Annotated in this window: 21 protein-coding genes, 1 tRNA gene and 1 pseudogene; 8 read left to right on the top strand and 15 right to left on the bottom strand. The window is 70.2% G+C overall.

Translation table 11 applies throughout. The features are described 5' to 3' along the window. Positions 1–48 precede the first annotated feature (48 nt). Together IE209_RS25280 and IE209_RS25275 are read left to right on the top strand one after the other, a co-directional pair. A pseudogene (locus IE209_RS25280) lies at positions 49–1,026 on the top strand (Bug family tripartite tricarboxylate transporter substrate binding protein). Then, entirely contained in the window at positions 1,023–2,516 is a 1,494-nt protein-coding gene (locus IE209_RS25275) for an amidase (protein ID WP_189689644.1), read from the top strand. Before IE209_RS25280 ends, IE209_RS25275 begins: the two are co-directional and overlap by 4 nt. A 12-nt stretch (positions 2,517–2,528) precedes the next feature. Here the strand turns inward: IE209_RS25275 and IE209_RS25270 are convergent, their stop codons facing one another. The 5 genes from IE209_RS25270 to IE209_RS25250 form a co-directional block, all read right to left on the bottom strand. After that, positions 2,529–3,113, bottom strand: a complete 585-nt coding sequence (locus tag IE209_RS25270) for a rhomboid family intramembrane serine protease (RefSeq protein ID WP_373305427.1) — start codon at positions 3,111–3,113, stop codon at positions 2,529–2,531. 56 nt (positions 3,114–3,169) lie between these two features. Further along, the gene (locus IE209_RS25265; protein ID WP_189689643.1) at positions 3,170–3,991 is read right to left on the bottom strand and encodes an HpcH/HpaI aldolase family protein; all 822 of its coding nucleotides are present in this window, start codon (positions 3,989–3,991) and stop codon (positions 3,170–3,172) included. 41 nt (positions 3,992–4,032) lie between these two features. Further along, the gene (locus IE209_RS25260; RefSeq protein ID WP_229883036.1) at positions 4,033–4,866 is read right to left on the bottom strand and encodes a TlpA family protein disulfide reductase; all 834 of its coding nucleotides are present in this window, start codon (positions 4,864–4,866) and stop codon (positions 4,033–4,035) included. 191 nt (positions 4,867–5,057) lie between these two features. Further along, positions 5,058–6,437, bottom strand: a complete 1,380-nt coding sequence (locus tag IE209_RS25255) for a CoA transferase (RefSeq protein WP_189689642.1) — start codon at positions 6,435–6,437, stop codon at positions 5,058–5,060. Between the two features lie 8 nt (positions 6,438–6,445). Then, a complete protein-coding gene (locus tag IE209_RS25250) occupies positions 6,446–7,165 on the bottom strand; it encodes an aldolase (protein WP_189689641.1) in 720 nt (239 codons plus the stop codon). Positions 7,166–7,308: 143 nt separating this feature from the next. On the opposite strand from IE209_RS25250, the gene IE209_RS25245 reads away from it, so the two are divergent. Together IE209_RS25245 and IE209_RS25240 are read left to right on the top strand one after the other, a co-directional pair. Next, on the top strand, positions 7,309–7,545 hold the full coding sequence (locus IE209_RS25245) for a hypothetical protein (protein WP_189689640.1): 237 nt from the start codon (positions 7,309–7,311) through the stop codon (positions 7,543–7,545). Further along, entirely contained in the window at positions 7,523–7,876 is a 354-nt protein-coding gene (locus tag IE209_RS25240) for a hypothetical protein (protein WP_189689639.1), read from the top strand. Before IE209_RS25245 ends, IE209_RS25240 begins: the two co-directional genes overlap by 23 nt. Positions 7,877–7,887: 11 nt before the next feature. Here IE209_RS25240 and IE209_RS25235 read toward each other — a convergent pair whose 3' ends face one another. From IE209_RS25235 to IE209_RS33980, 3 genes are all read right to left on the bottom strand, one after another. Beyond that, entirely contained in the window at positions 7,888–10,083 is a 2,196-nt protein-coding gene (locus IE209_RS25235; protein WP_189689638.1) for an ATP-binding protein, read from the bottom strand. 136 nt (positions 10,084–10,219) lie between these two features. Beyond that, positions 10,220–10,387 carry a hypothetical protein gene (locus IE209_RS25230; RefSeq protein WP_189689637.1) on the bottom strand — a complete coding sequence of 56 codons (168 nt, stop codon included), beginning with the start codon at positions 10,385–10,387 and terminating at the stop codon, positions 10,220–10,222. Next, on the bottom strand, positions 10,387–10,590 hold the full coding sequence (locus tag IE209_RS33980) for a hypothetical protein (RefSeq protein WP_229883035.1): 204 nt from the start codon (positions 10,588–10,590) through the stop codon (positions 10,387–10,389). The genes IE209_RS25230 and IE209_RS33980 overlap by 1 nt, the downstream gene beginning before the upstream one ends. A gap of 273 nt (positions 10,591–10,863) precedes the next feature. Between IE209_RS33980 and IE209_RS25225 the strand changes: the two genes are divergently transcribed. Beyond that, on the top strand, positions 10,864–13,236 hold the full coding sequence (locus IE209_RS25225) for a DNA polymerase II (protein WP_229883034.1): 2,373 nt from the start codon (positions 10,864–10,866) through the stop codon (positions 13,234–13,236). Positions 13,237–13,252: 16 nt separating this feature from the next. On the opposite strand, the gene IE209_RS25220 is transcribed toward IE209_RS25225, so the two are convergent. The 5 genes from IE209_RS25220 to IE209_RS25200 form a co-directional block, all read right to left on the bottom strand. Continuing rightward, positions 13,253–14,329, bottom strand: coding sequence for a YihY/virulence factor BrkB family protein (locus tag IE209_RS25220; protein WP_189689680.1), 1,077 nt, complete (start codon positions 14,327–14,329; stop codon positions 13,253–13,255). A gap of 193 nt (positions 14,330–14,522) precedes the next feature. After that, a tRNA-Ser gene (locus IE209_RS25215) sits at positions 14,523–14,613 on the bottom strand. Positions 14,614–14,637: 24 nt separating this feature from the next. After that, the gene (locus IE209_RS25210; protein WP_145545813.1) at positions 14,638–15,027 is read right to left on the bottom strand and encodes a DUF2237 family protein; all 390 of its coding nucleotides are present in this window, start codon (positions 15,025–15,027) and stop codon (positions 14,638–14,640) included. Further along, entirely contained in the window at positions 15,024–15,941 is a 918-nt protein-coding gene (locus IE209_RS25205; protein ID WP_189689635.1) for an SPFH domain-containing protein, read from the bottom strand. The genes IE209_RS25210 and IE209_RS25205 overlap by 4 nt, the downstream gene beginning before the upstream one ends. 32 nt (positions 15,942–15,973) lie before the next feature. After that, entirely contained in the window at positions 15,974–16,399 is a 426-nt protein-coding gene (locus IE209_RS25200) for an NfeD family protein (protein ID WP_189689679.1), read from the bottom strand. A 128-nt stretch (positions 16,400–16,527) separates the two neighbouring features. Here IE209_RS25200 and IE209_RS25195 point away from each other — a divergent pair, with 128 nt between their 5' ends. Beyond that, entirely contained in the window at positions 16,528–18,879 is a 2,352-nt protein-coding gene (locus IE209_RS25195; protein ID WP_189689634.1) for an arginine/lysine/ornithine decarboxylase, read from the top strand. A gap of 3 nt (positions 18,880–18,882) precedes the next feature. Here the strand turns inward: IE209_RS25195 and IE209_RS25190 are convergent, their stop codons facing one another. Both IE209_RS25190 and fabI read right to left on the bottom strand, forming a co-directional pair. Beyond that, the gene (locus IE209_RS25190) at positions 18,883–19,767 is read right to left on the bottom strand and encodes a DNA ligase (protein ID WP_189689633.1); all 885 of its coding nucleotides are present in this window, start codon (positions 19,765–19,767) and stop codon (positions 18,883–18,885) included. After that, positions 19,718–20,503, bottom strand: a complete 786-nt coding sequence (fabI, locus tag IE209_RS25185) for an enoyl-ACP reductase FabI (protein WP_189689632.1) — start codon at positions 20,501–20,503, stop codon at positions 19,718–19,720. The genes IE209_RS25190 and fabI overlap by 50 nt, the downstream gene beginning before the upstream one ends. A 91-nt stretch (positions 20,504–20,594) precedes the next feature. Here fabI and IE209_RS25180 point away from each other — a divergent pair, with 91 nt between their 5' ends. Together IE209_RS25180 and IE209_RS25175 are read left to right on the top strand one after the other, a co-directional pair. Beyond that, positions 20,595–22,391: an extracellular solute-binding protein gene (locus IE209_RS25180; protein ID WP_189689631.1), complete on the top strand. Its 1,797-nt coding sequence runs from the start codon at positions 20,595–20,597 to the stop codon at positions 22,389–22,391. 15 nt (positions 22,392–22,406) lie between these two features. After that, complete coding sequence (locus IE209_RS25175; protein WP_189689630.1) at positions 22,407–23,441, top strand: microcin C ABC transporter permease YejB; 1,035 nt, start codon at positions 22,407–22,409, stop codon at positions 23,439–23,441. The last annotated feature ends 7 nt before the right edge of the window (positions 23,442–23,448 follow it).

The following is a 23,448-nucleotide window of genomic DNA, read 5'->3' as shown; positions in this document are numbered from 1 at the left end:
GCGCTTCCTAGACTCGGCCGCTTCCCCAGCTTCCCTGCAGTTTTTCGTATGAACAGTTCCAGAAGGCAGGCCGTCCGGGCCATGGCCGCACTCGTGGGCGCCCGTGCCCTGACCGGCGCGGCGCTGGCCGCCGAGAGCTTCCCGGCGCGGCCGGTCACATTGATTGTGCCCTGGCCTGCGGGCGGTTCGACCGATGCCGTGCTGCGCGCGCTGGCCAAGGCCACCGAGCCGCACCTGGGCCAGCCCATCGTGGTCGACAACAAGCCCGGCGCCGCCGGCACGCTGGGGCCGGCGGTCATGGCCAAGACGGCCAAGCCCGACGGCTACACCGTGAGCCAGGTGACCCAGACGCAGTTCCGGCTGCCGCACCTGCAGAAGGTGTCGTTCGATCCGATCAAGGACTTCAGCTACGTCATCCGCCTGACCGGCTACACCTTCGGCATGGTGGTGGACGCCAAGTCGCCCTGGAAGACGCTGCAGGACTTCATCGCGCATGCGAAGAAGAACCCGGGCACGCTGACCTATGGCTCGGGCGGCACCGGCACCTCGCACCATGTGGCGCTGGCGGTGCTGGCCGAGCGGCTCCAGCTGGACATGCAGCACGTGCCGTTCAAGGGCTCGTCGGAGAACCTCGTGGCGCTGCTGGGCGGCCATGTGGACGCTGCATCGGACTCGACCGGCTGGGCACCGTACCTGCAGTCCGGCCGCATGCGTCTGCTGGCGACCTACGGCCCCGAGCGCGCCAGGAAGTGACCCGAGGTGCCCACGCTAAACGAGCTCGCGCCCGGCCTGGTGTTCGATTCGCCCTACGGCCTGGCGGCTCCTGCCGGCACGCCGGCCGAGCGCATCCAGGTGCTGCACGACGCCTTCCGCAAAGGCATGGAGGAGCCCGAGTTCCTGCGCGTGATGGAGAACTTCGACCAGACGCCGCGCTACATGAACACGGCCGACTACACGGCCGACAACATCAAGACCTTCGCCGACGAGCGCGTCCTGATGCACAAGCTCGGGCTGGCCAAGCCATGACGGACTTCGCACAACAAGGCCTGGACGCCACGGCCCTGGCAGCGGGTCTCGTGCAGGGCGAGTACAGCTGCACGGCGCTGATGCAGGACGTGCTGGCGCGCATCGCGGCGCGCAACCCCGACATCAACGCGGTCTGCCTGGTCGATGCCGACCATGCCGCCGAGCAGGCCGAGGCCAACGACCGCCTGTTGCGCGGCCTGGACACGGCCGCTCGCGCGGCGCTGCTGCGCGAGCGGCCCTTCTTCGGCGTGCCCTCGCTGCTCAAGGACCTGGGCACGGCCGATCCGCGCCTGCCCAGCACCATGGGCTCGGCCTACTTCGGCCAGGTGCGCTTCGAGCGCGAGGGCGATCTCACGGCGCGCTACCGCAAGGCCGGCTTTTCGCTGATCGGCCGCAGCACCTCGTCGGAGCTGGGCCTGAGCCCGACCTCCGAAGGCCCGAGCTACGGCGCGCCCACGCGCAACCCCTGGAACCGCAGGCACAGCGCGGGCGGCTCCAGCGGTGGCGCGGCCGCGGCCGTGGCCGCCGGCATGGTGCCGATCGCACATGGTGGCGACGGTGGCGGCTCGATCCGCATCCCGGCCGCCTGCTGCGGCCTGGTGGGCCTGAAGACCAGCCGCGGCATGACGCCGTTCGGCCCGGCCCGCGGCGAGAGCTGGGGCGGCATGGTGTCCGAGCACATGCTGACCGTGTCGCTGCGCGATTGCGCGGGCGTGCTCGACGTGGCGGCAGGCGCGTCGCCCGGCGCCCCCTATGCGGCCCCGGCCTTCGCGCGCCGCTTCGCCGACGTGGTCCGCGACGTGCAGGCCGGCGCCGCCCTGGCACCGCTGCGCATCGGCATCGTGGCGCAGGACGGCCCGGCGCTGGACGCGGCCGTGCGCGATGCCTATGCGCGCTTCGGCCGGCAGCTGGCGGCACTGGGGCACGACTGCGTGGCGGTGCCGTTTCCGTTCGCGCCGCGTGAGGTCATGCAGCATGTGGTGCCGGTCATCGCGCAGAACGCCTGGGCGGCGATCGAGGCCCATGGCCGGGCCACTGGCACGACCGCGCTGGACGGGCTGCAGAAGACCGTGCAATCCATGGTCCGCTACGCGCAACGCATGACGGCCAGCGACTACGTGCGCCACGTCAACGGCCTGCACGCGCTGGGCCGGCGCTTCGCCGACTACCTGGCCGCCACCGGCATCGACCTGCTGGCGCTGCCCGTGCTGGCGCGCGAGCCGGCGCCGATCGGCCGCTTCGGCCTGGACTGGGACGACTACGAGGACTACCGCTTCGGCGAGGACAGCTTGCTGCAGTACTCGCCGTTCTGCCCGCTGGCCAATGCCACGGGCTGTCCGGCGCTGGCGCTACCAGCGGGGCTGTCGCCCAACGGCCTGCCGCTGGGCATGCAGCTCGTCGCGCCACTGGGGCAGGACGACAGGCTGCTGGCGGTGGGCGCCCAGTACGAGGCCGCGCATCCCTGGCAGCGCTACGCGCCCGGGGCTTGAGGCGTAGAGCTCTCAGCGCCGGCCGAAGGGGGGCTGGCCGCGCCAGTAGCGGATCACCAGCCAGCCGCCCAGCAGGCCGCCCAGGTGCGCGAAGTGCGCCACGCCGCTGGCGCTGCCGGTCACGCCCAGTGTCAGCTCGATGGCGCCGTAGAGCGTCACGAAGGCCCAGGCCGGCATCGGGATCGGCGGCAGCAGCGGCGTGATGCGGCGCTGCGGGAACACCATGGCAAAGCCCATCAGCAGGCCGAACAGCCCGCCCGAGGCGCCCACCGTGGGCGCCATGCTGCCGGCCATGCCGGTGACCAGCAACTGGGCGAGCGCGGCCGTGCCCACGCTGGCGGCATAGAACACGGCCAGCCGGCGCGAACCCCAGACGCGCTCGAGTTCGCCGCCGAACATCCACAGGCCGTACATGTTGAAGGCCAGGTGCATGAGGCTGCCGTGCAGGAAGGCGTAGCTCGCCACCTGCCAGGGCATGAACATGCCCGACTCCAGCGGCCACAGCGCGAACCAGGCGACGATGTCACCGCCCAGCAGCATCTGGAGCACGAACACGCCGATGTTGGCGATGAGCAGGTTCTGGGTCAGTGGTGGCATGGCAGGCATGCTATGCGAGCCGGCTTGGCCGTCCGCCGGCTACGGGTTTGGTGGCGTCAGTAGCTGTCGGAGCGGCCGGCGGCGGCGCGCTGGTCGCGCCACTGGGCGGCGGTGCCGTCGGCACCGTTGCGCAGCAGCAGCATGTCCATGGCCACGGCCACGAACTGCGCACCCTGGGCGATGCAGGCGCGTGCGCGTTCGGCATCGGCCATCAGGATGCCGGGCGCCTTGCCGGCGCGGCGGATGCGGCGGATCGCATCGTCGATGGCGGCGTCCACCTCGGGGTGGCGCGGCTGGCCCGGGTGGCCCATGCTGGCCGACAGGTCGGCCGGGCCGATGAAGATGCCGTCGATGCCATCGATGGCGGCGATCTCTTCGATCCGGGCCAGCGCCTCGCGCGTTTCCACCTGCACCAGCAGGCAGATCTCCTCGTGCGCGTGGTCCACATACCCGGCCGCACGGCCGAAGTTGGTGGCGCGCGTGGAGCCGCCCATGCCGCGCACGCCGGCCGGCGCGTAGCGTGTGGCCTGCACGGCGGCCTGGGCTTCGGCGGCGTTCTGCACGAAGGGCAGCAAGAGGCTGCGCGCACCGATGTCCAGGTAGCGCTTGATCAGCACGGTGTCGTTCCAGGCCGGGCGCACCACGGCCTCCATGGGCGCGGCGCCCGGCGCGGGCGTGGCCGAGGCCACGGCCTGCAGCTGGTTCAGCATCAGCGGCACGTCGCTCGGGGTGTGCTCGGTGTCGAGCAGGCCCCAGTCGTAACCGCTGCCCGCGATCAGTTCGGTCGCGTAGGGCGAAGCCAGCGTGGACCAGATGCCGATCTGCGTGCGGCCTTCGCGCAGTGCGCGTTTGAAGAGGTTGGGTGGCAAGGTGTTCATGTCATGGTTCCGATGCAGCGCCGCGACCATACCCCATGGGATCAGGGTGCGACGCGGCGCAGCCGCTCGGCCAGCGTGGCGCGCGAGAGCTCGCCGATGCGCGCGTCCACGAGCCGGCCCTCGCGGTCGAAGAAGTAGGTCGCCGGCAGCGCGCGGTGGCCGAAGGCCTGGCCGGCGCTGGCCTGGGGGTCGAACAGCAGGTGGTGCAGCTGCAGTCGCTGGCCGGCAAGGTATTGCAGCACCCGCGCCGCACTCTCGCCCTGGTTGGCGAAGACCACGTGCACGTCGGGCCGCTCGGCCTGCAGCTGCTGCAGCGCCGGCATCTCGCGCCGGCAGGGCGGGCACCAGCTGGCCCACAGGTTCAGCACCACGGGCTGGCCGCGGAAGCTGCGCAGGTCCACGGTGCGGCCGTCCACGGCGACGAGCTGCAGGGCAGGCAGGCTGCGCTGCTGCTGCAGGCCATGCCATTGCAGCGCCAGCGTGCCGACCAGCCAGAAGCCGGTGGCCGCGGCCAGTGCGCGCAGGACGGGGCGCCGGTCGGGACGGTGCACGGGCAGCAGCACGGTGGCGGCGAGCCAGCCGCCCACGATGCCGGCCACCGGGCTCCAGCCGCCGTCGCGGATGTCCAGCATGGTCCACGGTGCGGCCAGGTAGGCATCACGGTAGCTCCAGACGAAGGCCAGCCGCGCGCAGAGCAGCGCGGCCAGCAGCACGCCCCACAGCCGCGGCTCGGGGTCCACGCCGAGCGGGCGCGCCAGCCGGCGGGCCAGCCAGAACGCCAGCAGCGCGCAGACCAGCACCAGCAGGAGTGGGGCCGGCAGCACCAGCGGCCCCAGTTGCAGGCCTGCGCTTGTGAAGTGATCGATTGGACTCACGACGGGGTGCCCGCAGGTGCCGGGCAAGGCGCGCCGCGCAGTCCGTATCGAGATACGGACCAGCGGCGCAACGCCGCCCGGTGCCTGTGGGTGCCCCGGCCCGCAGGGCAAGACCCCGCAAACCGCCACTGGAGATGGAAACGGCCTGCGCCGGGGTCTTGCGTGAGTTCAAGCGATTGCTTCACAAGCGCTCAAGTCCATGCGGGCGGGTGGCTGCCGGGCGGCATCGAGGGATGGCGGTAGCCCACCTGGGCCCGGCCCAGCTGCATGGCCGGGCGCACGGCGCAGAGTTCGCCGAAGCCGGACGCGGTGGTTTCCAGGAACGGCGTGCGGTCCGGCATGGCCGCCTGCAGCCCGCCCGGCACGCGGCCCAGGCCGCGCAGCCAGTGGGCGGTCTGCGCCAGCGAGACCTGCACATGCCAGCTGCCGCCTTCGCGCTGCTGGCGCCACAGCGCGGCCGCGGCGCCGAAGGCCATCAAAAAGCCTGTCGCCTCGTCGAGAATCTGCATGGGCATGGGCCGTGGTTGGCCGTCGCCCGCAGCCTCGCCCTCGGCGTGGTTGAAGCCCATGGCCGTCTGCAGCAGCGAGTCGAAGCCGCGCCGCGCGGCCCAGGGGCCTTGCGCGCCGTAGGCCGTCAGCGAAACGCAGACCAGGCCGGGGCGCAGCGCGGCCAGGGCCTCGGGGCCGCATCCCAGGGCGGACAGGCCGCCGGGTCGGTAGCCCTGTGAGAACACGTGCGCGTCGGTCAGCAGCGTGCGCATCTGCGCCTGGCCCGCATCGGTACGCAGGTCGACGTGGGCCGAGCGCTTGCCGCGGCTGGTGTCGGCGATGGCGGCGATGTTGGGCAGCTTGGGGCTGTTCACGAGCAGCACCTCGGCGCCCAGCGCGGCCAGCGCGCGGCCGCCGACCGGGCCGGCCAGGATGCGCGTGAGGTCCAGCACGCGCAGGCCGTCCAGCGGCAGCGCGTCCGCGGCCAGCGGCGGCAGTGCGCGCGGCGGGGCATCGCCGATGCGCGTGAAGCTCAGCAGCGGCTGGGCCGCGACGGCCTGCGCCTGCGGCGTGGCGTCCCACTGGGCGAAGCTGCGCAGCGCGGTGGCGACGAGGCCGCGTTCGGCCGTGGCCTGCTCGAAGTCCAGCGCGCGCCAGTCCAGCAGCGCGCGTTCGGCATCGCTGCGCCGGGCTGTGGCGGGGTCGAGGCCGAGCAGGTGCAGAGCGCCTTCGCGGTGGTGGGCGAAATTGGCGTGCAGGCGCACATGGCCGTCGGCGCAGCGGTACAGGCCCGAGAAGGCGTCCCAGAGATCGGGCGCCTGGCCATCCAGGCTGAACCAGCCGGTGCATTCCACGGCCGCGTGCGCCATGTCCACGGCCACGCGCTGGCGCGGCTGGCCGCGTGCATGGCCCAGCTCGGCCGCGGCCAGCGCCGCGGCCGCCATGCTGGCCTGGGCGGCCCGGCCCACGGCGAAGGAAGAGGGCACGACCGGGTCCTGGCCCCTGAGCTGCAGTTCGGCCAGCGCGGCCTCGGGCAGGCCGGCCAGGTCCCAGATCGCGGCGACGGTGCGGGTGTTGTCCATGGCGATCCTCAGAGCTGGCGGCGCAGCGCGGCGAAGAAGAGTTCGGATTGCAGGCGTTCGCCCAGCGTCTGTTCGCACACGCGCGCGACCAGGGCGGGATCGGCCCGTCGCAGCGGCCGGCCCGTCGACTGGGCCAGCACCTGGGCCATGCAGGCGCGCTCGAGGTAGTAGAGGTCGTCGTAGGCGTAGGCCATGCGGTCGCCGCAGACCACCACGCCATGGTTGGCCAGGAAGGCCACGTCGGCCCCCTGCATGGCGCGCGCGATGCGCTCGCCCTCGGCGCTGTCCAGGGCCAGGCCGTTGTACGCGGGGTCCAGCGCCACGCGGCCATGAAAGCGCATGGCGTTCTGCGAGAGGCAGCTGTCCAGCAGGCCGTCCTCCGTCAGCGTCAGCGCGGTGGCGTAGGGCATGTGGGTGTGCAGCACCACGGCCTTGCCGCACAGGCGGTGGATGGCGGCGTGGATGAACATGGCGGTGGGCTCCACCGCATGGCGGCCCGCCAGGCGCTCGCCATGGGCGTCCACCATGACCACATCGTCGGCCTGCACCTCGGACCACAGCAGGCCGCGCGGGTTGAGCAGGAAGCGCCCGCTGCCATCGGGCAGCTCGACGCTGAAGTGGTTGCAGACGCCTTCGGCCAGGCCATGGTGCGCGGCGGCGCGCAGGGCCAGCGCCAGGTCTTCGCGCAGCGCGGCGACGGCAGGGCTGTTGAAATCGTGCGATTGCATGCGGGGCTCCGAGGGGATGGCGCCGGCCATTCTGGCAGGCCCGGGGCACGCGGGAGGCGGGTGCCTTCCACACGGATGGCCTGCCGTCCGACAGTCCTGGCCCGGGCGGCGCGGCCAGACTGGCGCATGTCCAGGAGATCGCCATGAACATCCGCGAGAAACTGCAGGAACTGAGCATCTACGTCCCCGAGGCCGCGCAGCGCTGCCGGGCGGGCAAGGGCTGCCTCGTCTGGCTGCCGGCCGAGGCCGAGGACGGCTCGCCTGCGCTGTTCCTGATGCCGGTCACACGCGAACAATACGAGGGCCTCATGGCGGCGGGTCTGCTGGGCCCCAACGGCTGGCATGTGGAGCAGCCCTATGTCGAACCACGCGCGCGCTGAACGCAGGCTGCGCCGGGCGCTGCCCTGGGCCTTCGCGCTCGCACTGGCCGGCTGCGGCAGCTGGACCAAGCCGGGGGCCACGCCCGACCAGCTGGAGGCCGACAAGGCGGCCTGCGGCGTCGAGGCTGCCAAGGCCTGGCCGCCACGCCAGATGACGGCACCGACCTGGCCGACCGAGGCGGACCGCAAGTGCACGGACATCTATGGACAAGGGCCCTGCACCCCCCTGGTGCAGCCACCCGGCACGTCCACCGACCTGAACGCCGGCGCGCGCAGCGCCGCCTTCGACCGTTGCCTGCAATCCAGGGGCTACCGCTTCTCGTCCCACTGAGCCGGCCGGCCTCATGCCATGAGCGCGCAGCGCTTGCAGGCCTCTTCGAGCGCCGCGAACAGCGCGCCCGGCTCATAGGGCTTGCGCAGGACAGTGGCCGAGAACTCCTGCAGGTTCTCCGCATAGCCCGTGCTCACCACGATGGCGATGCCGGGCCGCTCGGCCGCGCACCAGCGCGCGAGGTCCACACCGTTCATGCGCCCCGGCATCACCACGTCGGTGAACAGGATGTCGAAGTCGTGGCCTTTCTGCAGCACCTGCAGGGCCTCGTCGGCCGTGGGGCAGTGGCGCACCACACAACCTTCCTCCTCGAGCGCGGAGGCGACCATGCCCGACACCAGCTTGTCGTCCTCGACCATCAGGATGCGCACGCCGGCCAGGGGCGCGGCTGGTGCGGCCGGCGCCGGGACGGCCGGGGCGTCGGCCGGCGTGGCCGCCACCGGCAGGTACAGGCGGATGCGCGTGCCCACGCCGAGCTGGCTGGACAGCACGATGTCGCCGCCCGACTGCTTGGCGAAGGCGTGCACCTGGGCCAGGCCGATGCCGCTGCCCGCGCCCACGGGCTTGGTCGTGAAGTAGGGCTCGAAGGCGCGGGCCTGCACGGCATCGGTCATGCCCGTGCCGGTGTCGGCCACTTCCAGGCGCACGAAGCGGCCGGCGCCCAGGTGCGCGGTCTCGGCCGCCAGCGCCTCTTGCGCGGCGATGGTGATGTGGCCGCCGGCGGGCATGGCGTCACGCGCGTTGAAGACCAGGTTGAGCAGCGCCATTTCGAACTGCACGGCGTCCACGTGCACGGCGGGCAGCGCGGGCTCCAGTGCGGTGCTCAGAACGATGGCCTCGCCAACGGCTGTGCGCGTGAGTTCCTGGCTCTTGAGCACCAGGTCGGGAATGCTCACGGCGCTGGGTTCCAGCAGCTGCACGCGGCCGAAGGTCATGAGCTGCTTGACGAGGTCGCGCGCCTTGGCGACGGCGCGCACGGCGCCGTCCAGCGTGCGGCGCTCCGGTCCGTCGGTCACGCGGCGCAGCAGCAGGTGGTGGGCCGTGACGATGGTTTGCAGCAGGTTGTTGAAGTCGTGCGCGACGCCGGCCGTCAGCCGGCCCACGAGCTCGAGCTTCTGGCTCTGCAGCAGCTGGGCCTGGGCCTCCTGGGCATGGGCCACGGCCTCGCGCACACGGCGCTCCAGCGTGGCGTTGGCCTCCTGAGCGCGCGTGCCGGCCTCGTGCAGTGCTGCGGCCACCCGGTCCACCTCGGAGACCCCGGTCAGCAGCCGCGGCGGCACGCGGTGGTGGGCCAGATCGCCGGCCGCGCCTTGCAGGGCCTCGACGGTGCGGCCGATCTTGCGCGTGCCGCTCAGGGCCAGCAGCAAGCCGAAAGCGAGCAGCAGCGCGGCCGCGCCCACCGCCTTGGCCGACGCCTGCTGGGCCGCGGCGTCGAGCAACTGCATCGGCACCGAGACGATGACCGACCAGCCGTAGGCGTTGCGCGGCGAGAGATAGGTCATGGAGCGCACGCCGTCCAGCGTGGTCGACTCGGCGAAGCCCGTGCCGCCCTCCACGATGCGCTGCTTGAACCGGGGCGAGGCCGAGACGCCGAACCACTTCTCGGGGTCGCGGCTGCGCGCCATGATGACCTGCTCGTCGTCGACGACGACCGCGAGCGCCTGAAACGGCCCTGGGTGGGATTCCAGCGTCTGCTGCAGTGCCGCCGGCGAGAAGGCCACGCCCACGTTGTAGCGTTGGGGCACCATGCCCGGCACCGGCACGAACACCGTGATGGCCGGCATCATGGCCACCGGGGCGTGGCCCACGAAGCGCACCTGCGGTCCACTGTCCGTCAGCGGCAGCGGCTTGATGCGCGGCACACGCGGGCCCGGGTAGGGCGCCTTGGTGTTGAGGATCTGTCCGGCGGGGTCGACCAGCAGGGCCCACGAGGCCGTGCCGGCCGTCGCGCTGCGCGCCTCCTCGTGCAAGCGCGCGAAGTCGCCGCTGCGTGCCTCGGCGGAGGCCGCCAGGGCCTGGGCGAGCACCACGCGCCGGTCGAGCTCACGCTCCATGGCGGTGGCCAGGCGCAGCCCGTACTCCTCCACCTGCCGGCGCGTACCGGCGACCTGCTCGGCGTGCGTGTACCACGTGAGCAGGCCGAAGCCGGCGGCGGCGGGCAGCCAGACCCCGATGACCAGCAACAGCAGGCGCTTTCGGATGCTCATGTCTTGGTATGCGGCGGTGCCCCTCTTGGCGGGTCGCATTATGGGAGCTTCGGCGGCGCCGTGGACCGGCCGCCCGCATCCGCTCCCGCCGGACCTGTTCGCGCAGCCGGCCGGCCAGGGCGCCGCGCGCGGAGGGTCAGACCACCATGCTTGCGTAGACCAGCAGCACCAGTGCCGTGAACGCCAAGGGCAGCGCACGGCCGGCGCGGCTGGTCTGCACGGCCGCATGCCAGTGCTGCGGTGCCCAGGCCCAGGCGCCGGTCGCGCCGACCAGGACCAGAAAGGCAACGACCTGCCAGGGCATCAGGCTTGCAGCGGCGCGGGGGTGCGCTGCAGCGGGCGCGTCTCGATCCAGTGGCTGTCGGGCCCATGCAAGGCCAGGGCCTCGGCCAGCCGTGCCTTGAGGAACCAACGGTTCATCTGGCAGGCCTCCATCCATTGGCAATCGAAGCGCCGGCCGTCGGCGGGGGAAAGTTCAGCGGCGCGCGTGATGCGGATTTGTTGCATGGCGTGAGGAGCGTAACGAAACGCTATGGCGCCCCGCTGTGCGCCAACGGCGATGGCAGCCGTAGGACGGGGCTGACAGCCGCCTGCCGCCCGGTTGCCCGTTTCGCAGGCACCGTGTCGCAGCCCGCACCGGGCAAGGGTTTGGCGCGGATCCCACAAGCTTGTCCACAGGCTTGCCCACGGGAGCCATGGACAAGTTCGCAGCCGCCTGCGCGGCGGCGAGAATCGCGCCGCCCATCCTTCGCCCACCGCTCCATCCACCCGCAGGCCTCCGTGGCGTCCACCGAACTCAAGGGCTTCATCCTGACGCGCCACTGGCGCGATGCGCCCGACGGCACCGACATCGAATACTGGCTGGCCAGCGAGCAGAGGCCGCGCAAGCTGCTGCTGCGCGCCCAGACCTCGGTGGCCTTCGTCGCGGCGCGGCACCGCGATGCCGTCCAGGCCCAGCTCGCCACGCTGCCCGGCCTGCAACTGCGCGAACTAGCGCTGCGCACGTTCGGCCAGGAGCCCGTGCTGGGCGTCTACGCGCGGCAGTTCCGCCAGCTCGGCCGGCTGGCCCGCGCGCTGCAGCCACTGCAGATCCCGCTGTACGAGGCCGACGTGCGCCCGCACGACCGCTACCTCATGGAACGCTTCATCACGGCCGGCGTGGTGGTGGAGGGCGGTCAGCGCGACGGCGACACCATCGTCGACGGCCGGCTGCGGCCCGCGCCCGGCTACCGCCCGCAGGTCAGTGTCGTGTCGCTGGACATCGAAACCAGCGCGACCGAGGCGCTGTACTCCATCGCGCTGGACGGCACCCGCCCGCGCACGGTGCTCATGCTGGGCGATCCACCCGATGCGTCCACCGAGCCGCCGGACTTCACACTGGTGTATTGCGCTAGCCGGCGCGAGATGCTCGAACGGCTGAACGCCTGGTTCGTCGCGCACGACCCCGACGTGGTGATCGGCTGGAACGTGGTGCAGTTCGACCTGCGCGTGCTGCAGAAGGCGGCCGACGCCTGCGGCGTGCCGCTGCTGCCCGGCCGCGGCCGCAAGCCCATCGCCTGGCGCACGCACCCGGGCCAGCAGGGCTACCTGTTCGCGCCGATGCCGGGGCGGGTGGTGGTCGACGGCATCGAGGCGCTGCGCGCGGCGATGTGGAGCTTTCCGTCCTTCAGCCTGGAGTCCGTCGCGCAGGCCCTCTTGGGCGAGGGCAAGGACATCGGCGACGCCTACGACAAGATGGCCGAGATCGAGCGGCGCTACCAACAGGACAAGCCGGCCCTGGCGGCCTACAACATCCGGGATTGCGCGCTGGTGCTGCGCATCTTCGAGAAGGCCGCGCTGCTGCCGTTCGTGCTCGAGCGCGCGCAGGCCACGGGCCTGCAGGCCGACCATTTCGGTGGCTCCATCGCCGCATTCAGCCACCACTACCTGCCGCGCATGCACCGCCTGGGCTACGTGGCGCCCAACGTGGGCGAGATCGCAGCCAAGGCCTACCCGGGCGGCTATGTGATGGACTCGCGGCCGGGCTTCTACGACGCGGTCGTGGTGCTGGACTACAAGAGCCTGTACCCCTCCATCATCCGCACCTTCCTGGTCGATCCCGTGGGCCTGGTCGAGGGCATGCAGGCCGAAGACGCCAGCGGCCTCGTGCACGGGCCGCAGGGCACGCGCTTCTCGCGCGAGCGGCATGGCTTGCCCGAGATCGTGACGGGCTTGTGGCATGCGCGCGACGCGGCCAAACGCGAGGGCAACGCTGCGCTGGCGCAGGCGATCAAGCTGCTCATGAACGCTTTCGCGGGCGTGCTGGGGGCATCCGAATGCCGCTTCTTCAACCCGCGACTGGTCTCGGCCATCACGCTGCGCGGCCACGAGATCATGAAGCGCACGCGCGACTTCGTGGAGCGGCGCGGCTACCGCGCCATCTACGGCGACACCGATTCCATCTTCGTGTGGCTGCAGCGGCCCCATGGCAACGGGGAGGCGCACGCCGTCGCAGCCGGCCTGGTGCAGGACATCAACGCCTGGTGGACCCGCGCGCTGCGTGAGGAACAGGGCCTGGAGAACTTTCTCGAGATCGAGTTCGACACCCATTACGCCAAGTTCTTCATGCCCACCATCCGCGGCTCGGACGTGGGGAGCAAGAAGCGCTATGCCGGTCTCAGCGTGGACGCGCAGGGGCGCGAGGAAATGGTGTTCCGCGGCCTGGAGATGGCGCGCAGCGACTGGACGCCGCTGGCGCGCCAGTTCCAGGAAGGGCTGCTGTCGCGCATCTTCCGCGGCGAGCCCTACCGCGGGTTCGTCGCCGACTACGCCCAGGCGCTGCTGGCTGGAGCCAAGGACGAACTGCTGGTCTACCGCAAGCGCCTGCGCCATCGGCTGGATGCCTACCAGGTCAACGTGCCGCCGCAGGTGCGCGCCGCGCGCCTCGCCGACGAGCACAACCTGCGCATGGGCCGCCCCCCGCAGTACCAGCAGGGCGGCTGGATCCGCTACGTCATGACGCGCGGCGGGCCGGAGCCGCTGGCGCTGCGCCAGTCGGGCATCGACTATGCGCATTACCTTGACAAGCAGTTGCAGCCGATCGCCGACGCCATCCTGCATCCGATGGGCGACAGCTTCGCCGCGCTGACAAGTGCGCAGCGCCGGCTGTTCTAGCCGCGCTCGCCCGCTCTCAGGCCCTGGCCTTGCGCACCAGGCGCCGCTCGCGCTTGGCGCGCGATTCCACGACGATGCGCAACAGCACCAGTCCGCCCAGCAGCGCCAGCTTGGGCAGCAGTTCGCGCGAGGCATGGGCCGTCCAGCGCGAGACTGCTGCGGCCGGCGCCTGCACGGGCTGGGGCGCGGGAGCTGCAGCGGGCTTGCGCGCATCCGCCGCCGTCAGCTGCACGGGCGTGGCCGGCGCGGTGTCCTTGGCCGACCCATGGGCGTGGGCATAGACCTTGGTGAATTCCGCGCCCAGCAGGAAGATCTGCGCCGCGTAGTAGACCCAGGCCAGCAGCACCACGAGCGCGCCGGCGCCGGCGAAGGAATTGGCCAACGCGCTCTTGCCCAGGTACAGGCCGATCAGCAGCTTGCCGACCTCGAACAGCAGCGCGGTGACCACCGCGCCAACCCAGACATCGCGCCAGGCCACCTTGGCCGTGGGCATGAGCTTGAAGATCATCGCGAACAGCACGGTCGTGACGGCCAGCGCGACGCCGGTGTTGAGCACCTGCAGCAGCAGCTCCTGGCCCGGCAGCAGGCCGCCGAGGTAGCTGCCGAACGCGGCCAGCGCGGCGCTGACGGCCAGCGAGACCATCAGCAGGAAGGCCAGCCCCAGGATCAGCCCGAGCGAGAACAGCCGTGCACGCAGCAGGCCCCAGATGCCGCTGGGCTTGTTCGACTCGGGCACGTGCCAGATCCGGTCCAGCGCAGCCTGCAGCTCGCTGAAGACGCTGGTGGCACCGACCAGCAGCACGGCCACGCTGGCGACAGTGGCCCAGATGCCGCTGCCGCTCACGGTGGCGCTGGCCACCATGCCCTCGATGGCCTCGGCCGTTTCCGGCCCCATCAGTGCGGACAGTTGCGCCGAGATCTGCCCGCGCACGGCCTCCGCGCCGAACGCCAGGCCGGCCACGGCGATCACGAGCACCAGCAAGGGTGCGAGCGAGAACAGCGTGTAGTAGGAGATCGCGGCGCCCATGCTGGGCGCGTAGTCGTCGGACCAGGCCACCACGGCCTCTTTGGCCAGCTTCATCCATTGCGCCATCTTCACGGTGTTTCCTCGCTGATCGGTTGCGAAGAGTCTGGTGCGATGGCGCGTGCGCCGCTGTCAGCCGTGCAGCAGCTGCGGTGTCGGTCTTGGGCTGCGCGCGATGACGCGGGCTGGGCGCGCGGGAGGGGGCCGGCGGTCAGGGCGCGGAAAAGAAAAACGGCCCGTGCGGGCCGTTCGTCATTTGTCTTGGCGGAGCAGGCGGGATTCGAACCCGCGGTGGGCTATTAACCCACACACGCTTTCCAGGCGTGCGACTTAAACCACTCATCCACCGCTCCGTGGGAAGCCAGCGATTGTAGCAGTCAATTTGCCGCGTTTTTCTGCGGCCAGGCGTGGCGCTGCAAATCTTCCAGCAAAACGAACTCCAGCGCGCTGATGTGCGTGGACTCCAGCACCACGTGCGGGGCGCAGCCGGCCTCGTGCGCCTCCTTCCAGCGCGCCGCGCACAGGCACCAGCGGTCGCCGGGCTTGAGGCCGGCGAAGCGGTGCTCGGGCCGGGGCGTGGAGAGGTCGTTGCCGCGCAGCTTGGAGAAGGCCAGGAAGGCCGCCGTCACGCGCGCGCAGATGACATGCGCGCCGAGGTCGCTGTCGTCGGTATTGCAGCAGCCGTCGCGGAAGTAGCCCGTCAGCGGCGCGTAGGAACAGGGCACCAGCTCGGAGCCCAGCACGTTGTGCGCCACCGCGTCGCTCATGGTTTGGGCGGCTGCAGCCGCACCATGTTCATGGCCGAGCTGATCAGTGCCGCGGTGTCGGCCATGTTGCTCGGCACGATCAGCGTGGTCGTCGCGTCGGCCGCCACCTTGCTGTAGGCGTTGACGGCCGCCTCGGCCACCTTGAGCTGCACGGCCTCGTTGCCGCCGGGCTGGCGGATGGCGGCGGCCACGCGTTCGATGGCCTGGGCCGTGGCGTCGGCCACGGCCGTGATGGCGGCGGCCTCGCCCTGGGCCTGGTTGATGGCGGCCTGCTTTTCGCCTTCGGAGCGCGCGATGAAGGCCTCGCGCTCGCCCGTGGCGATGTTGATCTGCTCCTGGCGCCGGCCTTCGGAGGCGGCGATCAGCGCACGCTTCTCGCGCTCGGCCGTGATCTGCGCCTGCATGGAGCGCAGGATCTCGGCCGGCGGCGTGAGGTCCTTGATCTCGTAGCGCAGCACCTTGACGCCCCAGTTCAGCGCGGCCTCGTCGATGGCCGCGACGACCTGGGCGTTGATGATGTCGCGCTCCTCGAAGGTCTTGTCGAGCTCGAGCTTGCCGATCACGCTGCGCAGCGTGGTCTGCGCCAGCTGCGTGACGGCCATCAGGTAGTTGGACGAGCCGTAGCTCGCGCGCATCGGGTCGGTCACCTGCAGGTACAGGATGCCGTCGACCTGCAGCTGGGTGTTGTCGCGCGTGATGCAGACCTGGCTGGGCACGTCCAGCGGCACTTCCTTGAGGCTGTGCTTGTAGGCCACCTTGTCGACGAAGGGCAGCAGGAAGTTCAGGCCCGGCGACAGCGTGCTGTGGTACTTGCCGAGCCGCTCGACGACCCAGGCGTTCTGCTGCGGCACGACCTTGATCGACTGCGAGACGAACACCGCGGCGATGACCAATAGAACGATGGCGACTTCCATCCGCGAATCTCCTGCGTTGGGGTGAGAGGGTTTCAGGCCTTGTCGACCATGAGCCGGTTGCCGACCACACCGACCACGCGGTAGGTGCCTGCCACCGGCGGCTGCGCCGCGCGCTGCACCACGGTCCAGCGCGCGCCGCGGTAGTGTACGGAGGCGGTGCCGTCCGGGTTCCAGCGGTCCACAGTCAGCGTCTCGCCGATGTCCAGGTTCAGGTCCGGGTTGCCGCTGGCGCGGTCCTTGCGGCCGCGTGCGCTGCGCACGGCATACCAGATGGCCACCGCGCCACCGCCGGCGATGGCGGCCGTGGCGATCTGCCCGGGCAGGGCCAGGCCCAGGTAGGCGGCCAGCGCCGCGGCGACGAAGCCCAGCGCCAGCATCAGCAGGTAGAAGGTGCCCGTGACCAGCTCCAGCACGATGCAGGCGCCGGCCAGCAGCCACCAGAAGGTCGTATCGGCAATGCCCATGGGCAGGCTCCCTCGTTGCGTTGCGCCGCATTGTGGGTCAAAAGAACCGCCGCCCCACCGTGCGGTCATCCAATGTCCGTACACTTCGCGCCTTTCCATTTCCGCCTGGCCCGGAGCTGCCCATGAAGTTTCGCTTTCCCATCGTCATCATCGACGAGGACTACCGCTCGGAGAACACCTCCGGCCTGGGTATCCGCGCGCTCGCCCAGGCCATCGAAAGCGAGGGCTTCGAGGTGCTGGGCGTGACGAGCTACGGCGACCTCTCGCAGTTCGCCCAGCAGCAAAGCCGCGCCAGCGCCTTCATCCTGTCCATCGACGACGAGGAGTTCAGCGCCGGCCCCGACCTCGACCCCGCGGTGCTGAACCTGCGCAAGTTCATCGAGGAAGTGCGGCGCAAGAACCTGGACGTGCCGATCTACGTGTACGGCGAGACCAAGACCTCGCGGCACATGCCCAACGACATCCTGCGCGAGCTGCACGGCTTCATCCACATGTTCGAGGACACGCCGGAGTTCGTGGCGCGCCACATCATCCGCGAGGCCAAGAGCTACCTGGAAGGCGTGCAGCCGCCGTTCTTCAAGGCGCTGCTGGACTACGCCGAGGACGGTTCCTACTCCTGGCACTGCCCGGGCCACTCGGGCGGCGTGGCCTTCCTCAAGAGCCCGGTGGGCCAGATGTTCCACCAGTTCTTCGGCGAGAACATGCTGCGCGCCGACGTCTGCAACGCGGTGGAGGAACTGGGCCAACTGCTGGACCACACCGGCCCGGTGGCCGAGAGCGAGCGCAACGCCGCGCGCATCTTCAATGCCGACCACTGCTTCTTCGTGACCAACGGCACGAGCACGTCCAACAAGATGGTCTGGCACCACACGGTGGCGCCGGGCGACGTGGTGGTGGTGGACCGCAACTGCCACAAGTCCATCCTGCACGCCATCATCATGACGGGCGCCGTGCCGGTGTTCATGAAGCCCACGCGCAACCACTACGGCATCATCGGCCCGATCCCGAAGAGCGAGTTCGAGCCGGCGGCGATCAAGGAGAAGATCCGCGCCAACCCGCTGCTGGCCGGCGTGGACGCCGAGACCGTCAAGCCGCGCGTGATGACGGTCACGCAGTCCACCTACGACGGCGTGCTCTACAACACCGAGACCATCAAGGGCCTCTTGGACGGCTACGTCGACACGCTGCACTTCGACGAGGCCTGGCTGCCGCACGCGGCCTTCCACCCCTTCTACGGCGCCTACCACGCCATGGGCAAGCGCCGCGCGCGGCCCAAGGAGTCGCTGGTGTTCGCCACCCAGTCCACGCACAAGCTGCTGGCCGGCATCAGCCAGGCCAGCCATGTGCTGGTGCAGGACTCGCAGCACCGCAAGCTGGACCGACACCTGTTCAACGAGGCGTTCCTGATGCACACCTCGACCAGCCCGCAGTACGCCATCATCGCCAGCTGCGACGTGGCGGCCGCGATGATGGAGCCGCCCGGCGGCACCGCGCTCGTGGAAGAGAGCATCCTGGAGGCGCTGGACTTCCGCCGCGCCATGCGCCAGGTCGAGCGCGAGTTCGGCGCCGACGAGTGGTGGTTCAAGGTCTGGGGTCCGGACGCCCTGGTCGAGGAGGGCGTGGGCACGGCCGACGACTGGATCATCAAGGACGCTGCGGCCGCCAAGTGGCACGGCTTCGGCGATCTGGCCGATGGCTTCAACATGCTGGACCCGATCAAGTCCACCATCGTGACGCCGGGCCTGGACCTGGACGGCAAGTTCGCCGCCGAGGGCATCCCGGCCAGCATCGTGACCAAGTACCTGTCCGAGCACGGCATCATCGTGGAGAAGACCGGGCTGTACAGCTTCTTCATCATGTTCACGATCGGCATCACCAAGGGCCGGTGGAACACCATGCTGGCGGCGCTGCAGCAGTTCAAGGACGACTACGCCAAGAACCAGCCGATGTGGCGCATCATGCCGGAGTTCTGCCAGCAGCACCGCCGCTACGAGCGCATGGGTCTGCGCGACCTGTGCCAGCACGTGCACCAGCTCTACGCCAAGTACGACATCGCACGCCTCACGACCGAGATGTATCTGTCGGACCTCACGCCCGCGATGAAGCCCAGCGATGCCTACGCCCACATCGCGCACCGCAAGACCCAGCGCGTGCCGATCGACGAGCTCGAGGGCCGCATCACGACCAGCCTGGTCACGCCGTACCCGCCCGGCATCCCGCTGCTGATCCCGGGCGAGGTCTTCAACAAGAAGATCGTCGACTACCTCAAGTTCTCGCGCGAGTTCAACCTGCTGTGCCCGGGCTTCGAGACCGACATCCACGGGCTCGTGGAAGTCGAGGACGAGAACGGCAAGGTCAGCTACTTCGCCGACTGCGTGGCCGAGGGCCAGCCGATGTCCGAGGCCGAGAAGGTCACGCGGCCCGAGGACATGATCCAGGTCGGCAACGACGGCCCCTACAGCCGCACGATCTGATTCTCAGGCGTCGTCGCCGCGCACGCGCAGGAAGCGCGCGTGGCGCGGCAGGCCGCTCGCGTTGAGCCCGTTGTAGCGGTAGGTCACGAGGGCGCCGACAGGGGGCGGATCGCGCCGCTGCGCATCGCTGAAACCGCCGCCGAGCCTGAAGCGCAGCCCTTCGCCCGTTTCCACGAGCAGGGCGCCCAGGCGGCCCGCGTGTTTGCCCTGGCCGGGCAGGTGGGCGAGGACGCGGGCTTCGGCATCGTCGTAGGGCTTGAACTTGAGCAGGTCGTCGCTGCGCTCGCTGCGGTAGGGCGCGCTGCCCAGGTGCAGCACGAGGCCTTCGCCGCCTTCCCGCACCACGCGGTCGCGCTGCGCCTGCAGGGCTGCGTGGGTGGTGGCGCGCTGCTGGGGCACGGCGACGATCCAGGGCGCCGCGGCGATCGGCAGCAGTTGCTGCAAGCGCGCGAGCCGGGCATCGAAGTCGCCCGGTGCGGCCGGCAGATCGAACACCATGAAGCGCATGGCGCGCCAGGCCGCGTCGTCCGGCTGCTGGCTGCGCACGGTGGACAGCGCATGCTCGAAGCGGCCGCGGCCGGCCCAGAGTTCGCCGTCCATGGGCACGGCGGGCAGCGGGGCCGTGAACCACGCCGGGGCCATGACGCGCTGGCCGCCGCGTGTCCAGAGGGCCTGGCCGTCCCAGTAGCCGCGCAGGCCATCGTATTTCTCGCTGACCCAGTAGCCGGCCAGCGGCATGCCGCGCCGGTAGACATTGGCCAGCATGAGCCTGGGCGGCGCGGCCCAGGCCGGCACCAGGACGCTGCCCAGCGCTGCCAGCAGCAGCGCGCGGCGGCGCTTATTCGCCGTCGATGCCGCCGACGACCTGGCTGAAGCCGCCGTCCACATAGGTGATCTCGGCCGTCACGCCACCGGCCAGGTCCGACAGCAGGAAGGCGGCGACGTTGCCTACGTCCTCGATGGTCACGTTGCGGCGGATCGGCGAGACCGCGGCCACGGCCGGCAGCAGCTTGCCGAAACCCTTGATGCCGCTGGCGGCCAGGGTCTTGATCGGCCCCGCGGAGACGCCGTTCACGCGCACGCCCTTGGGGCCCAGCGAGCCGGCCAGGTAGCGCACCGAGGCCTCGAGCGAGGCCTTGGCCAGGCCCATGGTGTTGTAGTTGGGCACGGTGCGCACGGCGCCCAGGTAGGTCAGCGTGAGCAGGGCCGCCTTGTCGTTGAGGTAGGGCAGCGCGGCCTTGGCCATGGCCGGGAAGCTGTAGGCGCTGATGTCGTGGGCGATCTTGAACGCCTCGCGCGACAGGCCTTCGAGGAAATCGCCCGCGATGGCCTCACGCGGCGCGAAGCCGATGCTGTGCACGAAGCCGTCGAACTTGGGCCAGGTCTGGGCCAGGTCCTCGAACAGCTTGGCGATCTGGGCGTCGTCCCCCACGTCGCAGTCGAAGATCAGCTGGGAACCGAACTCGGCCGCGAACTCGGTGATGCGGTCCTTGAAGCGCTCGCCCACGTAGCTGAACGCCAGTTCGGCGCCTTGCTCGTGGCAGGCCTTGGCGATGCCGTAGGCGATGGAGCGGTTGGACAGCACGCCGGTGATCAGCAGCTTCTTGCCAGTCAGGAATCCCATGGGTTCTTCTCGTTCGTTGCGGTGGAGCCTGCCGACGGCACCTGTTCAGGGCTTGTCCGAGGGGGCAGGGCGATTGGTGCAGAATTGTCGCATGCGATTTCTGTGGCTCTGCTTGGCGTTCGCGGCATCGGCGCCGGCCTGGGGAGCCCACGCTTATGCCCAGTTCGGCGACATCAAGTACGGCCCGGACTTCAGCCATTTCTCGTACGTGAACCCGGATGCGCCCAAGGGCGGCGAGATCCGCATGGTGCCGCCCACGCGGCCGACCAACTTCGACAAGTTCAATCCGTTCACGCTCAAGGGCACGGCGCCCTACGGCATCGGCGGACTGCTGTTCGAGAGCCTGCTGACCGGCAACATGGAGGAGCCGACGACCGCCTACGGCCTGCTGGCCGAGGACGTGGAAGTGGCGCCCGACAAGCTCTCGGCCACCTTCCGCATCCGGCCCGAGGCGCGCTTCCACGACGGCTCGCCCGTGCAGGCGGCCGACGTGGTGCACTCCTACGAGATGCTGGTCGGCAAGCTCGCGGCGCCGCAGTTCCGCGTGATCTATGCCGAGGTCAAGCGCGTGCGTGCCCTGTCCGAGCGGGTGGTGCGCTTCGAGTTCGCCCGGCCCAATCCCGAGCTGCCGTTGGTGGTGGGAAGCATGGCGGTGTTCAGTCGGCAGTGGGGTGGCGGCAAGCCCTTCGACCAGATCACGACCGACGTGCCGATCGCCTCCGGGCCCTACCGGATCGCCAACCCGCGCCTGGGCCGCGACATCACCTACCAGCGCGACCCGAACTACTGGGGCAAGGACCTGGCGGTGCGGCGTGGCCAGTTCAACTTCGACCGCGTCACCTACAAGATCTACCTGGACGAGACGGCGCGCTTCGAGGGCTTGAAGGCCGGGGAGATCGACTTCATGCGCGAGTTCACCTCGCGCAACTGGGCGCGCCAGTACTACGGCCCGCAGTTCGACCGCGGCGACCTCGTCAAGCGCGCATTCGAGAACCGCAACCCGGGCGACTTCCAGGGCTTCGTGTTCAACCTGCGCAAGGACAAGTTCAAGGACGTGCGCGTGCGCCAGGCCATCGGCCTGGCCTACGACTTCGAGTGGCTGAACCGCCAGATGTTCTACAACCTGTACCAGCGCGTGCAGGGCTGGTTCCCGAACAGCGAGTTCCATGCCGAAGGACTGCCCGGGCCCGACGAACTGGCCCTCATGGAGCCGCTGCGCAGCAAGCTGCGGCCCGAGGTGTTCGGGCCCGCGCTGGTCTCGCCCAGCACCGCGCCGCCGGGCAGCCTGCGCGAGAACCTGCGCCAGGCCCAGCGGCTGTTGGCCGAGGCCGGCTGGACCTACCGCGACGGCGCGCTGCGCAACGCCAAGGGCGAGCCCTTCACGATCGAACTGCTCAACGACCAGCCCGGCCTGATCCGCGTGATCACGCCGCTGCAGGGCAGCCTGCGCAAGCTCGGCATCGAGATGAGCTTCCGCACGGTGGACTTCTCGCTGTCGCAGCAGCGCATGGACAGCTTCGACTTCGAGATGACCACGATCCGCCTGCCAGGCACCTCGGCCCCGGGCGGCGAGCTCATCGAACGCTTCGGCTCGGAGGCGGCCAAGACCAACGGCTCGTCCAACATCTGGGGCATCGCCGACCCGGGCGTGGACGCCATCGTCGCCAAGGTCGTGGCCGCCACCACGCGGCCCGAACTGACCACGGCCATGCGCGTGCTCGACCGTGTGCTCTCGCATGGCCACTATTCCATCCCGCAGTACTTCGGCGGCCCGTTCCTGATCGGCTACTGGCCCAAGCGCTTCGTGCTGCCCGACACCATCCCGCCCTACTACGATGCCGGCACCTGGGCCGCATCGACCTGGTGGGCGTCCGACCTCAACAAGTAAGCGAGACCTCCGCGCGTGGCAGCCTACATCTTCAAGCGTTTGTTGCTGATGCTGCCCACGCTGTTCGGCGTGCTGCTGCTGACCTTCGTGGTGATCCAGTTCGTGCCGGGCGGCCCGGTGGAGCAGATGGTGGCGCAACTGCAGGGCCGCGATTCGGGCGGGGAGGGCGCGGCCGCGAGCGGCGCCGGCTACCGCGGCCGCCAGGGCCTGGACCCGCAGCGCATCGAAGAAATCAAGGCCTTCTACGGCTTCGACAAGCCGGCGCCCGAGCGCTTCTGGCGAATGCTCAAGTCCTTCGCGCAGTTCGACCTGGGCCAGAGCTTCTACCAGCGCAAGGGCGTGTGGGAGCTCATCAAGGAAAAGATGCCGGTGTCCATCAGCCTGGGCCTGTGGACCTTCTTCATCAGCTATCTGATCGCCGTGCCGCTGGGCGTGGCCAAGGCCGTGCGCGCAGGTTCGCGCTTCGACTTCGTGACCACGCTGATCGTGCTGGTCGGCTACGCCATCCCGGGCTTCGTGCTGGGCGTGGCCTTGCTCGTGGTGTTCGGCGGGCAGCTGCAGTGGTTCCCGCTGCGCGGACTGGTCTCGTCGAACTGGGAGCAGATGTCGTGGGGCGCGCGCATCGTCGACTACCTCTGGCACATCACGCTGCCGGTCACGGCCATGGTGCTGGGCAGCTTCGCGGTGACGGCCATGCTGACCAAGAACTCCTTCCTCGAGGAGATCCGCAAGCAGTACGTGTTGACGGCGCGCGCCAAGGGTCTGGACGAGCGCCGCGTGCTCTGGAAGCACGTGTTCCGCAACGCATTGATCCCCATCATCACGGGCTTTCCCGCGGCCTTCATCGGTGCCTTCTTCACCGGCTCGCTGCTGATCGAAACGCTGTTCTCGCTCGACGGCCTGGGCCTATTGAGCTACGAGAGCGTGATCCGGCGCGACTATCCGGTCGTGCTCGGCACGCTGTTCTTCTTCACGCTGATCGGCCTCGTGACCAAGCTGCTCAGCGATCTGTCCTATGTGCTGGTCGATCCGCGGGTGAAATTTGACTAGCAGCACC

It is taken from the genome of Pseudorhodoferax aquiterrae (assembly GCF_014652235.1).
Classification (GTDB): Bacteria; Pseudomonadota; Gammaproteobacteria; order Burkholderiales; family Burkholderiaceae_C; genus Pseudorhodoferax; species Pseudorhodoferax aquiterrae.
The sequence above is the reverse complement of the archived record's forward strand: the minus strand, read 5'-3'. Positions and strand labels throughout refer to the sequence as shown.

Coding starts and splice junctions, on each gene's coding strand:
- IE209_RS25275 (WP_189689644.1), top strand. CDS start 1,023: ATGACGGACTTCGCACAACAAGGCCTGGACGCCACGGCCCTGGCAGCG.
- IE209_RS25270 (WP_373305427.1), bottom strand. CDS start 3,113: ATGCCACCACTGACCCAGAACCTGCTCATCGCCAACATCGGCGTGTTC.
- IE209_RS25265 (WP_189689643.1), bottom strand. CDS start 3,991: ATGAACACCTTGCCACCCAACCTCTTCAAACGCGCACTGCGCGAAGGC.
- IE209_RS25255 (WP_189689642.1), bottom strand. CDS start 6,437: ATGGACAACACCCGCACCGTCGCCGCGATCTGGGACCTGGCCGGCCTG.
- IE209_RS25250 (WP_189689641.1), bottom strand. CDS start 7,165: ATGCAATCGCACGATTTCAACAGCCCTGCCGTCGCCGCGCTGCGCGAA.
- IE209_RS25245 (WP_189689640.1), top strand. CDS start 7,309: ATGAACATCCGCGAGAAACTGCAGGAACTGAGCATCTACGTCCCCGAG.
- IE209_RS25240 (WP_189689639.1), top strand. CDS start 7,523: ATGTCGAACCACGCGCGCGCTGAACGCAGGCTGCGCCGGGCGCTGCCC.
- IE209_RS25235 (WP_189689638.1), bottom strand. CDS start 10,083: ATGAGCATCCGAAAGCGCCTGCTGTTGCTGGTCATCGGGGTCTGGCTG.
- IE209_RS25230 (WP_189689637.1), bottom strand. CDS start 10,387: ATGCCCTGGCAGGTCGTTGCCTTTCTGGTCCTGGTCGGCGCGACCGGC.
- IE209_RS33980 (WP_229883035.1), bottom strand. CDS start 10,590: ATGCAACAAATCCGCATCACGCGCGCCGCTGAACTTTCCCCCGCCGAC.
- IE209_RS25220 (WP_189689680.1), bottom strand. CDS start 14,329: ATGGCGCAATGGATGAAGCTGGCCAAAGAGGCCGTGGTGGCCTGGTCC.
- IE209_RS25210 (WP_145545813.1), bottom strand. CDS start 15,027: ATGAGCGACGCGGTGGCGCACAACGTGCTGGGCTCCGAGCTGGTGCCC.
- IE209_RS25205 (WP_189689635.1), bottom strand. CDS start 15,941: ATGGAAGTCGCCATCGTTCTATTGGTCATCGCCGCGGTGTTCGTCTCG.
- IE209_RS25195 (WP_189689634.1), top strand. CDS start 16,528: ATGAAGTTTCGCTTTCCCATCGTCATCATCGACGAGGACTACCGCTCG.
- IE209_RS25190 (WP_189689633.1), bottom strand. CDS start 19,767: ATGTGGACGGCGGCTTCAGCCAGGTCGTCGGCGGCATCGACGGCGAAT.
- fabI (WP_189689632.1), bottom strand. CDS start 20,503: ATGGGATTCCTGACTGGCAAGAAGCTGCTGATCACCGGCGTGCTGTCC.
- IE209_RS25180 (WP_189689631.1), top strand. CDS start 20,595: ATGCGATTTCTGTGGCTCTGCTTGGCGTTCGCGGCATCGGCGCCGGCC.